Origin of the sequence: Mesorhizobium sp. M0894, from assembly GCF_040319725.1 — a bacterium.
GTDB lineage: Bacteria > Pseudomonadota > Alphaproteobacteria > Rhizobiales > Rhizobiaceae > Mesorhizobium.
Window position 1 is genome coordinate 199,514 of sequence record NZ_JAMYOG010000004.1, and the last position, 13,819, is coordinate 213,332.

At 61.8% G+C, this 13,819-nt stretch carries 13 protein-coding genes, 1 other RNA gene and 1 pseudogene; 12 read left to right on the forward strand and 3 right to left on the reverse strand.

The window, feature by feature from the left end:
- Positions 1–18: 18 nt before the first annotated feature.
- Positions 19–840: pseudogene (locus tag NKH91_RS10110) on the forward strand (LysR family transcriptional regulator); the annotation flags it as partial.
- A gap of 66 nt (positions 841–906) precedes the next feature.
- Here the strand turns inward: NKH91_RS10110 and NKH91_RS10115 are convergent.
- Complete coding sequence (locus NKH91_RS10115) at positions 907–1,647, reverse strand: SDR family oxidoreductase (RefSeq protein WP_352844472.1); 741 nt, start codon at positions 1,645–1,647, stop codon at positions 907–909.
- Positions 1,648–2,051: 404 nt separating this feature from the next.
- Between NKH91_RS10115 and NKH91_RS10120 the strand changes: the two genes are divergently transcribed.
- Complete coding sequence (locus NKH91_RS10120; protein WP_352844471.1) at positions 2,052–3,848, forward strand: acetolactate synthase 3 large subunit; 1,797 nt, start codon at positions 2,052–2,054, stop codon at positions 3,846–3,848.
- Positions 3,849–3,930: 82 nt separating this feature from the next.
- On the opposite strand, the gene ssrA is transcribed toward NKH91_RS10120, so the two are convergent.
- Positions 3,931–4,286: a transfer-messenger RNA gene (gene ssrA / locus NKH91_RS10125) on the reverse strand.
- Between the two features lie 162 nt (positions 4,287–4,448).
- Here ssrA and NKH91_RS10130 point away from each other — a divergent pair.
- The 6 genes from NKH91_RS10130 (at position 4,449) to NKH91_RS10155 (ending at position 8,986) form a co-directional block, all read left to right on the forward strand.
- On the forward strand, positions 4,449–4,760 hold the full coding sequence (locus NKH91_RS10130; protein ID WP_023676702.1) for a DUF2853 family protein: 312 nt from the start codon (positions 4,449–4,451) through the stop codon (positions 4,758–4,760).
- Positions 4,761–4,873: 113 nt separating this feature from the next.
- The gene (locus tag NKH91_RS10135) at positions 4,874–5,668 is read left to right on the forward strand and encodes a thymidylate synthase (protein WP_352844470.1); all 795 of its coding nucleotides are present in this window, start codon (positions 4,874–4,876) and stop codon (positions 5,666–5,668) included.
- A gap of 274 nt (positions 5,669–5,942) precedes the next feature.
- The gene (modA, locus tag NKH91_RS10140) at positions 5,943–6,734 is read left to right on the forward strand and encodes a molybdate ABC transporter substrate-binding protein (protein ID WP_352844469.1); all 792 of its coding nucleotides are present in this window, start codon (positions 5,943–5,945) and stop codon (positions 6,732–6,734) included.
- A gap of 15 nt (positions 6,735–6,749) precedes the next feature.
- A complete protein-coding gene (gene modB, locus NKH91_RS10145) occupies positions 6,750–7,454 on the forward strand; it encodes a molybdate ABC transporter permease subunit (RefSeq protein ID WP_352495174.1) in 705 nt (234 codons plus the stop codon).
- On the forward strand, positions 7,451–8,563 hold the full coding sequence (gene modC / locus NKH91_RS10150; RefSeq protein WP_023720813.1) for a molybdenum ABC transporter ATP-binding protein: 1,113 nt from the start codon (positions 7,451–7,453) through the stop codon (positions 8,561–8,563). Before modB ends, modC begins: the two co-directional genes overlap by 4 nt.
- Before the next feature lie 81 nt (positions 8,564–8,644).
- The gene (locus tag NKH91_RS10155) at positions 8,645–8,986 is read left to right on the forward strand and encodes a winged helix-turn-helix domain-containing protein (protein ID WP_352844468.1); all 342 of its coding nucleotides are present in this window, start codon (positions 8,645–8,647) and stop codon (positions 8,984–8,986) included.
- A 33-nt stretch (positions 8,987–9,019) separates the two neighbouring features.
- On the opposite strand, the gene cobF is transcribed toward NKH91_RS10155, so the two are convergent.
- The gene (gene cobF, locus NKH91_RS10160; RefSeq protein WP_352844467.1) at positions 9,020–9,793 is read right to left on the reverse strand and encodes a precorrin-6A synthase (deacetylating); all 774 of its coding nucleotides are present in this window, start codon (positions 9,791–9,793) and stop codon (positions 9,020–9,022) included.
- A 141-nt stretch (positions 9,794–9,934) separates the two neighbouring features.
- Here cobF and NKH91_RS10165 point away from each other — a divergent pair, with 141 nt between their 5' ends.
- From NKH91_RS10165 to hflC, 4 genes are all read left to right on the forward strand, one after another.
- Positions 9,935–10,945 (forward strand): DUF4424 domain-containing protein, encoded by a 1,011-nt coding sequence (locus tag NKH91_RS10165; RefSeq protein ID WP_352844466.1) that lies wholly within the window; start codon positions 9,935–9,937, stop codon positions 10,943–10,945.
- Positions 10,945–11,463 (forward strand): dihydrofolate reductase, encoded by a 519-nt coding sequence (locus tag NKH91_RS10170; protein WP_292664361.1) that lies wholly within the window; start codon positions 10,945–10,947, stop codon positions 11,461–11,463. The genes NKH91_RS10165 and NKH91_RS10170 overlap by 1 nt, the downstream gene beginning before the upstream one ends.
- Before the next feature lie 160 nt (positions 11,464–11,623).
- Positions 11,624–12,718, forward strand: a complete 1,095-nt coding sequence (gene hflK, locus NKH91_RS10175) for an FtsH protease activity modulator HflK (RefSeq protein WP_023720809.1) — start codon at positions 11,624–11,626, stop codon at positions 12,716–12,718.
- Positions 12,718–13,680, forward strand: coding sequence for a protease modulator HflC (hflC, locus tag NKH91_RS10180; RefSeq protein WP_023720808.1), 963 nt, complete (start codon positions 12,718–12,720; stop codon positions 13,678–13,680). The genes hflK and hflC overlap by 1 nt, the downstream gene beginning before the upstream one ends.
- Positions 13,681–13,819 lie beyond the last annotated feature (139 nt).

Here is a 13,819-nt window from a genome sequence, read left to right on the forward strand (position 1 = left end):
ATATGACGGGTTCAGGACATGCAGCTTCGACATCTCAAGACATTCGTGGCGGTCGCCACCACCTTGAACATCACACGCGCCTCCGAGCGGGTTCATCTTGCCCAATCGAGCGTGACGGAACAGATCCAGGCGCTGGAAGCCGATCTGGGCACGTCGCTGTTCGACAGGTCACGGCGTGCCTTGAAGCTGACGGCGGCGGGACAGCGCCTGCTGGACTACGCAAACGATCTCCTCGACCTCGCGGACGAAGCCCGTTCCGCTGTCGCCGACGCGAGCGGCACGGTTGCCGGTCGCCTGACTGTCGGCGGCCTGGAGACGCTTTGCGTTACGCGCTTGCCAGCCTTGCTGAGCGAATTCCACCGGCGCTATCCAGACGTGGAACTGAACCTCCAGGCGGACGATAGCGGCCGGTTGCGTGCCGGCGTGGCCAGCGGGGCGCTGGACGTGTCTTTGCATTTCGGGGCCGCCCCGGTGGCGGCGCCGGAGCTGCGAAGCGAGCAGGTGGCAGAAGAAGAGCTCGTCATCATAATGCCGGCAAATCACCGGTTGGCCGGATATTCTGCCATAACGCCCGACGATCTGGCTGACGAGGCCTTCCTCGTCACCCAGCCCGGTTGCGTCTACAGGCGGATGTTCGACGAAACGTTTGCCGCAACGTTGCCTGACCGTCCAAAACTGGTCGGCGAGTTCGCCAGCATGGGCGCGATACGGGGCCTTGTTGCAGCCGGTCTTGGATGCGCGCTGGTCCCGCGTCTCGTGGGTTCTGCGGCTGACGCCAATATCGTCGTGCTGCCTTGGGTCGGAAGCAGCCCGGTGACGCCGGTCACCATGGTATGGCGCCACCGGCGCATTCAAGCGCCGGTCTTGCAACTGTTCCTCGCAATGGTTCGCGAGGTCTGGCCATCACTAGACCAATCGCTGGCCACCATCGACATGAAGCACGGTTCCGGTGATGAAGCCGTTATGCATCAGGGACGTGATAGCTTGGGCAACGTCGGCTGCCCGGCCGATCCGGCCGACGAGCAGACGCTTTGCCATGGCGTCCAGCGCAGCCGTCTTTCCGCTGCCGACGACGGCATCCCAAATCGGCGTGTCGACCCAGCCCGGCGAGACGACATTGACGCGGATCGGCGCCAGTTCGACGGCAAGCGCGTAGGCGAGTGAGCCAAGGGCCCCATTAACGGCTGCCACCACCGAGCCTTTCGCCGCCGGACGATAGGCGGCGATGCCCGAGGTCAGCGTGATCGACCCCTTGGGCGTCAGACGAGGCGCGCCGTGTTTGGCGAGAAGAAGCGGCCCGACGACTTTGGAATCCATCACTTTCCGCGCTATCGAGACGTCCATCTCGGGAAGCAACACATAGACGCCGATGATGTCGGCGGCGGTCGAGACGATGTGGTCGAGCGTACCGACGTCCTCGAAGAGGCGCTGGACCTCGTCCTCGCTTGTGACGTCGGCTGCGATCGTCCTCAGCCTTTCCGGGTGAGGCAAGTGCTGCCGTGCGGCCGACAACCGGTCCTCGGAGCGGCCGACGATCGTAACCTCGGCGCCGGCAGCAAGCTGCTGTTCGGCAAGCGACAGCCCCATGCCGGAACTGCCGCCAACGATCAGGATGCGTTCGGGTTTTGGCGTGGTTTCCTGGTTCATCTTATCTCCATCAGGTAGCTCGCGGGGCGTGACCGACACGCGGCGAGAAACTGAAGCCTTGTTCGACAAAGGCAGGGGAGAAGGGAAACGGGAAGATACGAATGCTGCCATCGGAGGTTCCGATGATGGAAAGCCCTTGGGTTTTCGCCTCAGCCTGAGACGCCTCAGCCTGAGACGTTGACGATGCGCGATTTTCTGTGTAGCAGCGATCATCATGAAGATCGCAATGGTTCTTGCAGTGGTAGGAAAGCGCACGGGCAGGATGGTGTAACCATCCGGCGACAGCCACCCGTGCGCGACAAACAGGCTCCCGACGGGGCCTTTTTTTATGCCCGAAATTCTTCTTACGCCCGATTTCGGCGATGCCCCGTCAACCCATCCTCATCATGCTACGGGACAGAACCATGACAAGCGATAATTCCATTCAGGATACGAGCAACCGCATGACAGGAGCGGAGATCGTTCTCCGCGCACTCAAAGACAATGGTGTGGAGCATATTTTCGGCTATCCCGGCGCGGCTATTTTGCCGATCTATGACGAGATATTCCAGCAGGACGACATCAAGCATATCCTCGTGCGCCATGAACAGGGCGCCGGCCATGCCGCCGAGGGTTACGCCCGGTCCACGGGCAAGGTCGGCGTGATGCTGGTCACGTCAGGCCCAGGCACGACGAATGCCGTGACGCCCCTGCAGGACGCGCTGATGGATTCAGTGCCGATTGTCTGTCTGTCCGGACAAGTGCCGACAACATTGATCGGCTCCGATGCCTTTCAGGAATGTGACACGATTGGCATCACGCGATCCTGCACCAAGCACAACTCTTTGGTCAAAGACGTCAATGACCTGGCGTCAGCGATCCATAGGGCGTTCCACATCGCCCAGTCAGGGCGACCGGGGCCGGTTCTCGTCGACATGCCAAAGGACGTTCTGTTTGCGTCCGGCATGTACACGCCGCCTTCGGACGTTGCTGCGCTGAAAAATTATCAACCGAAGCTGCAGGGCGACATCAACAAGATCGGCCAGGCGATAGCGCTGATGGCCAATGCCAGCCGTCCCGTTATTTATGCCGGCGGCGGCATCGTCAATTCCGGCCCGGAAGCATCGACATTGCTCCGGGAGCTGGTTCAACTGACCGACTTTCCGGTCACCTCGACGCTTATGGGCCTTGGAGCTTACCCCGCCTCCGGCAAGAACTGGCTCAAGATGGTCGGTCTGCATGGTTCCTATGAGGCGAACATGGCGATGCACGATTGCGACGTCATGATCTGTATCGGCGCGCGCTTCGATGACCGCGTGACCTCGCGTGTGGATGCTTTTTCGCCCAACTCCAGGAAGATACATATCGATATAGATCCGTCCTCGATCAACAAGAACGTCCACGCCGATATCGGCATACAAGGCGATGTCGGCAATGTTCTGGGTGACATGGTTCGTCTATGGCGCGCATTATCTCAGAAACCGGATGGAAGCCGCCTTCAGGACTGGTGGAGAAAGATCGCCGGCTGGCGCGCACGCAATTCGTTCTCCTATGAGATGAACAACGACGTGATCATGCCGCAATATGCGGTGCAGCGCCTTTACGAGCTGACGAAGGATCGCGACACATACATCACCACTGAAGTCGGCCAGCATCAGATGTGGGCGGCCCAATTCTACGGCTTCGAAAAGCCGAACCGCTGGATGAGTTCGGGCGGCCTGGGGACGATGGGTTACGGCCTGCCGGCGGCGCTCGGCGTGCAGATCGCTCATCCGGACAGCCTCGTCATCGATATCGCCGGCGACGCGTCGGTTCAGATGACCATGAAAGAGCTGTCGACGGCAGTCCAGTACGACGCGCCGATCAAGATATTCATCCTGAACAACGGATATATGGGCATGGTTCGCCAGTGGCAGCAAATCCTTCATGGCAACCGCCTCGCGCATTCCTATTCCGAGGCCTTGCCCGATTTTGTCAAATTGGCCGAGGCGTTCGGAGCGGTCGGCCTGCGCTGTGACAAACCAGCCGACCTTGACGATGCGATACAGGAAATGATCGACGTGGACCGGCCGGTGCTCCTCGACTGTCGTGTTGCCAAGCTCGCCAATTGTTTTCCGATGGTCCGGACGGGCAGAGGGCACAATGAGATGCTGTTGCCCGATGAGGCTGCTGGTGAAACATTCGCCGGTGCGATCGACGCGGTCAGCCAGGGGCTGGTATAAACGCCGCGGCGTCTTGAGCGTATCAGGGCGCATAAAAAGCCCAGCCGGCGAGGCCTGCAGCTGCACATATCAAAAGGGAAGAAATGGAGGTTTCTGTTGCCAGGTACCTCCGAACCCCGCCTAGAAGTGCGAACCACTAGGGCTTGAATTGAAGCTATCGCACCGCTTACGCGGCGAGACGTGCTTCCGCATAGTTGTCGTTGGCAACTATAAGTTTAGCCCGATAACGGTGGTACAATGCCGGGCAAAAGTACGATCTTTACACCTTCGTCGATCCTATTTCGCCCCCAGCAAAAGCCGCTCTTGAGCAGCGGTTTTTGGTGGAGGCGCCGGGTACCGCCCCCGGGTCCGAACGGCTTATTTCATCGCCTGTTTATCACCATAGTCGGTCGAGCCGACGAGGCGAATATAGGGACTGGCGGTGGAAAATGAAAGGCCGGAATGCCACTTTCGTCCGTGTCAAAGTGGATCATCAAGGGGTTGACTTGCAGCCGGTCTCAACCGAAGCTTTGTGGCGGTGAGGAGACCCAGCGCACAGTTGCGGCAGCGCGCCACAATCCTCATCGACCGGATCCCGTGGCGCCGACGAGGGGAAATTCGATGGCCGATTATCTCGCAGACGTAAAAAAATATGATGCGGCGGCGGATGCCGACGCGGTCGCCAAGATCGTCAAGCATCTGGGCATCGCGCTCAGGAACCGCGATTCCTCGCTGGTGTCCTGCACCGACCCGGAGGAACTGAAGCGCGTCAGGAACAGCTGGGTCGCTGGCAAGCTCGGTGTCACCGACGGCGCCAAGGCGGATGCGGCTATCGAAAAGACCTGCAAGGCGATGGCGGCCGACAACAGCAAGAGCCGGGTGACGTTCTATTATCTTGTCGCCAAGGATCTGGGCATGCTCGGCTCGCTCTGAACAAACTCGCCGCTGATGCTGGCGAGGCTTCTGCTGGAATTGTCTCGCTTTGCTGTGTTCGGCCGACGGTCATTCGGCTATGATGGCTGACAACCCGAATCGGACCGGAGCCGATGCGCCAGTATCTCGACCTTCTGAAGCATGTGCTGGAAAACGGCGCAGATCGCGGCGACCGTACCGGTACCGGAACACGCTCGATATTCGGCTACCAGATGCGCTTCGACCTGGCCCGCGGCTTTCCGGTCACCACCACCAAGAAGCTGCACCTCAAGTCGATCATCCATGAGCTTTTGTGGTTCCTGGCCGGCGACACCAACATCAAATATCTCAACGATCACGGCGTCTCGATCTGGGATGAGTGGGCCGACGAGAATGGCGCTCTCGGCCCGGTCTATGGCAAGCAATGGCGTTCGTGGCCGGACGGCCATGGCGGCGCCATCGACCAGATTGCGAATCTTCTGAAGGAGATACGCAAAAATCCTAACTCGCGGCGGCTGATCGTTTCGGCGTGGAACCCTGCCGAGGTAGAGGCCATGGCGTTGCCGCCCTGCCACTGCCTGTTCCAGTTCTATGTTTCGGAAGGCAAGCTTTCCTGCCAGCTCTATCAGCGCTCCGCCGACATCTTTCTCGGTGTGCCCTTCAACATCGCTTCCTATGCGTTGCTGACGCTGATGGTGGCGCAGGTGACCGGATTGAAACCCGGCGATTTCATCCACACGCTCGGCGACGCGCATCTTTACTCGAACCATTTCGAGCAGGCGCGCGAACAATTGCGGCGTACGCCCAAGGCGTTGCCGACGCTATGGATCAATCCCGAGGTGAAGGATCTCTTTGCCTTCGGCTTCGAGGATTTCCGGCTCGACAACTATTTCGCCGACGCGACGATCAAGGCGCCGATCGCGGTTTAGCACCCTACCTGACTGTGCATATCGAAATTGCCTACTGCGGCTACGCCCTCGGACGTTGTCAGCATCCATCTTGATCGACCGACGTCTGTGGTGCGCGCAACAGATTCCATGCGATATTTTCTTCGACCTCAATATCGCTGTATCTAACGGAGGTTATCGCAGGCCGAGAAAACCGCAGCTCGGAATGCAGCCGCCCGGTAAAGAGCCTTTCCTTGTTATGTTCATATGGATATATCGATGGACGGCTTCGGGCGATCCGAGACGAGGAGAGTTCATGCTGGCGCGCAAAGGTTCGACGACGATTGCCATCGCGGGTCTCGCCACCATGCTGATGGCCGCGGTGCCGGCGGCCCATGCCGATGACAAGGTGGTCGTGTTTGCCGCGGCGAGCCTGAAGGACGGGCTCGATGCCGTCAACAAGGCCTGCGAGGCCAGTGTCGGCGAGGCGGCAACCATTTCCTACGCGGCGAGCTCGGCGCTGGCCAAGCAGATTGAAAGCGGCGCGCCGGCGGACGTGTTCATCTCGGCCGATCTCGACTGGATGAAATATCTTTCCGACAAGGAGCTCACCAAGCCCGACACCGAAGTGAAATTGCTCGGCAACCAGATCGTGCTGATCGCGCCGCAGGATTCCAAGGTTGAAACCAGGATTGAAAAGGGTTTCGATCTTGCCGGGCTCGTGGGTGACGGCAAACTTGCCATGGGCGATTTCAAGGCGGTGCCGGCCGGCAAATACGGCAAGGCGGCGCTCGAATCGCTCGGTGTCTGGTCTTCCGTCGAAGGCAAGGTGGCGCAGGCCGAGAATGTGCGCGCCGCCCTAAAGCTGGTGTCGACCGGCGAGGCAGCACTCGGCATCGTCTATGCCACCGACGCGCATGCCGAGCCTGGCGTGAAGGTGCTCGGCACTTTCCCCGACAATACACATCCGCCGATCATCTATCCGGTTGCCCAGCTTGCGGATTCGAAGGGCAAGGATACCCCGGCATTCCTGAAATGCCTGCAATCCGCCAAGGCTGGCGAACTCTTCAAGGCGCAAGGTTTTACCGTGCTTGCGCCGAGCAACTGACGAACGGCCCTGAGCATGAGCTGGCTGCTGGATCTCGCTCCCGACGAATGGAATGCGGTCCGACTGTCCATCAAGGTGGCGACCGTGGCGATGATTGCCAGCCTGCCGCCGGGCGTAGCGATCGCTCTTGTGCTCGCCCGCGGCCAGTTCTGGGGCAAGACGCTGCTCAACGGGCTGGTGCATCTGCCGCTGATCCTCCCGCCGGTGGTGACCGGCTATTTGCTGCTTTTGACTTTCGGCAAGCGCGGTCCGGCCGGAGCTTTCCTGGCCGAACATTTCGGCATCGTTTTTTCCTTTCGCTGGACCGGCGCCGCGCTCGCCTGCGGCGTGATGGGTTTTCCGCTGATGGTGCGGGCGATCCGGCTGTCGATCGAAGCGGTCGACCGCAAAATCGAGGCGGCCGCCGGCACGCTCGGCGCCAATCCATTATGGGTGTTCGGCACGATCACGCTGCCGCTGATCCTGCCCGGCCTGATCGCCGGTGCGATCCTCTCCTTCGCCAAGGCGATGGGCGAATTCGGCGCGACGATCACCTTCGTCTCCAACATTCCGAACGAGACGCAGACGCTGCCGTCGGCGATCTACACTTTCACGCAGGTTCCCGGCGGCGACGCCGGCGCGCTCAGGCTGACGCTGATCTCGATCGTCATCTCGATGGCGGCACTGGTCGCCTCGGAAGTGCTGGCGCGACGCGTCGGCCGGCGGATGGACATCGAATGACGGTTCAGGTCGACATCAGCCACCGGCTTGGCGATTTCGCCGTCAATGCCCGCTTCGAAAGCGCCGGGCGGCTGACTGCGCTGTTCGGGCCTTCCGGCTCCGGAAAGACGACGCTGATCAACCTGATTGCCGGGCTGATCCGCCCCGACAAAGGCCGTATCGCGGCCGACGGCCGTGTGCTGGTCGATAGCGATGCCGGCTTGTTCATGCCGAAGCACAAGCGGCGGATCGGCATGGTGTTCCAGGACGCGCGGCTGTTTCCGCATATGAGCGTGGCGAGCAATCTGCGCTATGGCCGCTGGTTCACGCCGGCTGCTGAGCGCTACGCGGATATCAATGGCGTGGTCGAACTGCTCGGGATCGGCCATTTGCTCGACCGGCGGCCGGCAAAACTCTCCGGTGGCGAGAAGCAGCGCGTGGCAATCGGCAGGGCGCTGCTTGCCAGTCCGAAATTGCTGCTGATGGACGAGCCGCTGGCGTCGCTCGACGAGGCGCGCAAGGCCGAGATCTTGCCTTATATCGAGCGGCTGCGCGACGAGACGAAAATCCCGATCGTCTATGTCAGCCACTCGATCGCCGAAGTGGCGCGGTTGGCGAGCGACGTCGTGGTACTGATGCAGGGCAAGGTCGCTGCTTCCGGTCCAACCGGAGTGATCATGCAGCGTCTGGATCTATTGCCGGCCGAAGAGCGCGGCGAGGGCGGTGCCGTGCTGGATACCGCGGTTCTGCGCCACGACGAGGCGTTTGGCATGACCGTGCTTGGCTCGGCGGCGGGCGAGATCCGTGTGCCGCTTCTGGCAACGCCGGTCGGTGCGCCGGTGCGCGTCCGCATCCGCGCCCGCGACGTGATGATCGCCACCGAGCAGCCGGTTGGCCTCAGCGCGCTCAACATATTCCCGGGCGCGATCATGGCGATAAAGCCGGGCGAAGGGCCTACGGTCGAGATCGGCATCGACTGCAATGGCGCAACCGTGCTTGCCCGCATCACTGAACAGTCGCGGCAGACGCTAGGGCTCCAGCTTGGTCGAAAGGTCTTCGCGGTGGTCAAGACGGTGAGCTTCGACCGGGCAAATACCGGCGCCGGCCTCCCCGCCGAGGCGGATGGGTGAACGGCCGATGATTCGCTATATCGTTTTGGAATAGCGGTATCGCTGGAGAACTTGTAGAATGGCGTGACCGCGGAGGAGCAAATGCCGTCGCTGAGCTTGCGGATAAATCTCGATCCAGATGGCCGCATCGGGCCGGGCAAGATCGAGCTTCTGGAACAGATCGCTGCCTTCGGCTCGATTTCGGCCGCGGCGCGCGGCATGGAGATGTCCTACAAGCACGCTTGGGATCTGGTCGAGGACATGAACCGCGTGTTCGGCAAGCCGCTGGTTGCGGCACAGACGGGCGGCAAGAAAGGCGGTGGCGCCCAATTGACCTCGGTCGGGCTTGCGGTGGTCAGCCGCTTCCGCGCCATCGAGCGGGCTGCGTCTTCAGCAGCGGCGTCGCATATGGAGGCGCTGCAGGCCGAGATCGACGCCGCGTAACGCCGGCGGAATTCATGCCGCGCTTGATCCCTGTTACTCCTTAGGCTCGCCCGGCTTGCGCAGCAGATAGGTGTCCATGATCCAGCCTTTTTTCCGGCGTGCCGCCTCACGGATGCTGACGATCTCGTCGCCGACGTCGCCAATCCGGCCCGAGACGACGATCTCGTCGGGTGTGCCGAGATAGGCGCCCCAGTGGACACTAACGTCCTTGTCGGCCAGCGTGTTGAAGGCGCATTTGCCGTCCAGCATGACGATGGTGCTGCCGGCGTTTTCGGGCAGACCTTCCTCGACGAGCCGGCGGCCGGTGGTGATCAAAATGGCGTCGCCGATGCGGTTCAATGCCATTTTGTGGCTGGCTGCGAGTGCCTGGATGGCGGTGATGCCAGGGATGACCTCCAGCTCGAATGCGACATTGCCTCTGAGGCGCACGCGCTCCAGGATGCGCAGCGCGCTGTCGTAGAGCGAAGGATCGCCCCAGATCAGGAAGGCGCCGCAGCCATCTTCGGGGAGTTCGCCGCGGATCAGGCCTTCATAGATCGCGGCGATCGCCTCGTGCCAGTCGTCGACGGTCGAGCGGTAGGAAGGCGCCGGCTCGGCGCGCACCGGCACATCGAATTCAACGCGGCGCGAGTTCGGATTGATGACGAAGCGGTCGCAGATCTGGCGGCGCAATTCGGCGAGATCGTTCTTCTTCGCGCCCTTGTCGGGGATGAACAGCACGTCGGCCCGATTGAGGCCGTTGATGGCCTGGACCGTCATGTGCTCCGGATTGCCGGCGCCGATGCCGATGACAAGAAGCTTGCGCATGAGCGAACTCCTGCCCGATCGAGACCGGCGTGTCTAGACCGACACGACAAGCCGGCACGCGCCGGCGCGTTTGCCGAAAGGCTTTGAAACGCCACATTGAACGGCTAGAGTTATGTTGGCATTTTCGCCGGGGGAGTTTCCATGTTCCGTTACGTCCTGACCGCAGCCTTGGCGCTCTCGGCTACGCCCGCACTCGCCAATGATTCGGTCGCCGAACTCGGCACCGGTGGGCTGATCCTGTCGCGCAGCGATGCGGTGGCGATGGAAAGCGAGGATCTCTACATCTCGCCGGAAAAGGTGACGGTCGATTACGTCTTCCGCAACAACACCGACAAGGATGTCGATGCGATCGTCGCCTTTCCGATGCCCGACATCGAAGGCGACCCCGAAGAAATACCGGCGATTCCCGAGGCGCAGAGCGACAATTTCCTCGGCTTCGAAGTGACGATCGACGGGGTGCCGGCAAAGCCGCAGCTCGAGCAGAAGGTGTTCGCGCTCGGCATCGACATCGGCGCCGACCTGGAGGCGCAGGGCGTGCCTTTCTATCCATTCGGCGATGCGGCCAAGGCAGCGCTGGCAAAGCTGCCGCAAGCGGTCACCGACGACTGGGTCAACCGCGGCATCATCATCGAAGACACTGCCGATGACGGTTCGGGCATGAAGACCGTCTATACGCCGTTCTGGCAATTGCGCTCGACCTATTGGTGGCGCTCGACCTTTCCGGCCAACAAGGCGGTGCATGTCTCGCATCGCTACAAGCCGAGCGTCGGCGGCACCTCCTCGGTCAGTTTCTTCTATGACGGCCAGTTCCAGGGCCAGTATGCCGCCTACAAGACCCGCTACTGCATGGATGACACGTTCGAGAACGCCGTGCGCAAGGCAGCCAAGGACGATCCCGACGGCTACCCCAAATATTTCGAGAACCGCATCGCCTATATCCTGACCACGGGCGGCAACTGGGCGTCGGGAAACATCGGCACGTTCAAGCTGACCGTCGATAAGGGCGATCCGAAGAACCTGGTCTCGTTTTGCGGCGAAAACGTCAGGAAGATCGGACCGACGACGTTCGAGATGAAGGCGCAGAACTTCTACCCCGAGCACGACATTGACATATTGCTGCTGGAGCCATCCGATGGCGGGAACGGCGGCTGATGGACCTCGCGATCTACGTCGCGATCGCCGAGAACGGCGTGATCGGGCGCGAGGGTGGGTTGCCGTGGCGGCTTTCCACCGATCTCAAGCGGTTCAAGGCCGATACGATGGGCAAGCCTATCATCATGGGCCGCAAGACCTATGAAGGCATCGGCCGGCCGTTGCCGGGCAGGCTCAACATCGTGGTGACGCGAGACAGGGCATGGCGCGCCGAGGGCGTAGAAGTGGCGCATTCGATCGAGGACGCAATCGCGCTGGCGACGGTGCGCGGGCGCTGCATGGCCGGCGCCGACGAAATCTGCGTCATCGGCGGCGGTGAGATCTATGCTCAGGCGCTGCCGCTGGCCGATCGGCTGCACGTCACCCATGTGCTGGCCGCGGTCGACGGCGACGCTCATTTCCCGCCGATCGACCCGGCACTATGGCGGATAGTCCACTCACAGGAGGTTGAGGCCGGTGAGAAGGACAGCCATGCGACACGCTATTCGGTTTACGAGCGGCGCCGCGACGTGAATTGAAGACGACAAAGCGTCGCGACAGGTCTAAATGGACCCAAAGGCGGACGGTGACGGCAGCCGATCGCGTTGAAAGCGTGCCGTTGCATCCCTATAGAAGAATAATATTGGATTTTGCGCCGGTGAGCCGGCGCTTGAGGGAATTCCAAGCGAAAGGATATTCATGCCCTGGAACGACAAGAGCGGCGGCGGCGGCCCGTGGGGCGGCGGCAACAATCAGGGACCTTGGGGACAGGGACCCAAGGGACCCAGCGGCCCGCAGGGCTCACCTCCCGATCTCGAGGATATCATCCGGCGTGGGCAGGACAGGTTGCGGCGCGCACTGCCGGGCGGCGGTGGCGCGAGCCCGGCCGTGTTCGGGCTGATTGCTGCGGCGCTGGTTGTGCTGTGGGCGTTCAAGGCGGTCTACACCGTGCAGCCCGACGAAGTTGCGGTGGAGCTCAGGTTCGGCAAGCCGAAGGCGGAACTCTCGCAGCCTGGCCTGCATTTCCATTGGTGGCCCATTGAAACGGTCGAGACCGCCAACATCGCCGAGCAGCTTGTCAGCATCGGTGGCGGCAGCACCAGCGGCAATGGTCTGATGCTTTCCGGCGATCAGAACATCGTCAACGTGCAATTCTCTGTGGCCTATCAGGTTTCCGACCCGAAGGCCTATCTGTTCGACGTGTCCGACCCCGGCGGCATGCTGCAGCAGGTCGCCGAAAGCGCGATGCGTGAAGCGGTCGGCCGGCGCCCGGCGCAGGACATTTTCCGCGACGACCGGCAAGGAATTGCGGCGTCGGTGCGTGAGATCATCCAGACGACGCTGGACGGCTACAAGGCCGGCCTCAACGTCAACGCCATTTCGATCGAGGATGCCGCGCCGCCGCGCGAGGTGGCGGACGCGTTCGACGAGGTGCAGCGGGCCGAACAGGACGAGGACAAGTTCGTCGAGCAGGCCAATCAGTATTCCAACCAGAAGCTCGGCCAGGCGCGCGGCGCTGCCGCGCAGATCCGCGAAGACGCGGCCGCCTACAAGAACCGGGTCGTGCAGGAGGCCGAAGGCGAGGCGCAGCGCTTCATCTCGGTCTATGACGAATATGCAAAGGCGCCGGAGGTGACGCGCAAGCGGCTTTACCTGGAAACAATGGAGAGGGTGCTGAAGGATTCGAGCAAGGTCATCGTCGAGCAAGGCAATGGGCAAGGAGTCGTTCCCTACCTGCCGCTGCCCGCATTGCAGCAGAAGGCGCCGGCACCGGCCGCCGGAGGAAACCAGTGATGGCCAACCGTCTTCCCGTCATTGCGGTCATCGCCGCGGTCATCCTGTTCCTGCTCTATTCGTCTGTCTTCGTCGTCAATGCGCGCCAGCAGGCGCTGGTGCTCAGGTTCGGCGAAATCGTCGACGTCAAGAACCAGCCAGGCATCTATTTCAAGGCGCCGTTCTCCTTCTTCGATGCCGACACCGTGCAGCTGATCGAAAACAGGGTCCTGCGCTTCGACCTCGACAACATCCGCGTCCAGGTTTCGGGCGGCAAGTTCTATGAGGTCGATGCCTTTATCGCCTATCGTATCTCGGATCCGCGCGTGTTTCGCGCCGCGGTCTCCGGCCAGATCGAACTGGCCGAGGCCCGGCTGAGGACGCGTCTCGACGCCGCCTTGCGCCGCGTCTACGGCCTGCGCGACTTCGAGGCGGCACTCTCGGAAGAGCGCGCCGTGATGATGCGCGAGGTACGCGATCAACTGAGGCCCGACGCCACCTCGCTTGGCCTGCAGATCGAGGATGTCCGCATCCGCCGCACCGATCTCACGGCTGAGGTCTCGCAGCAGACCTTCGACCGCATGAAGGCCGAACGTCTCGCCGAAGCCGAGCGGCTGAGGGCGCGAGGCAATGAGGCAGCGCAGCGGATCAGGGCCCGCGCCGACCGCGAAGTGGTGGAAATCGTCGCCGAAGCGCAAAAAGAGTCTGAAATCCTGCGTGGTGAAGGTGAAGCCCAGCGCAGCGCGACGTTTGCCGGGGCCTATCAGCGCGATCCGGCCTTCTTCGATTTCTATCGATCGATGAATGCCTATGGCACGGCGCTGAACAGCACCGGAACGACGATGGTGCTGTCGCCGAATTCCGAGTTCTTCCGCTTTTTCCGCGACCCGAACAGCAAGGAAACGCTCGCGGCACCGGCGGCACCACCGCCAGCGCCGCCCGCTCCCGCCGCGCCAGCGGCACAGCCAGGCACCGGCCAGTAGGGCCGGTGCAGGGGAAGCCGGCGTAACGGAGGATTTATCCTCTGGCGGTAGCCGTAGCCGCAAACGTGCCTTATTTCTTGCCAACATGACGCGACGCGGCGTTTTTGCCGAAGCGCTTTTTTAGAACACCCGGAGGCCT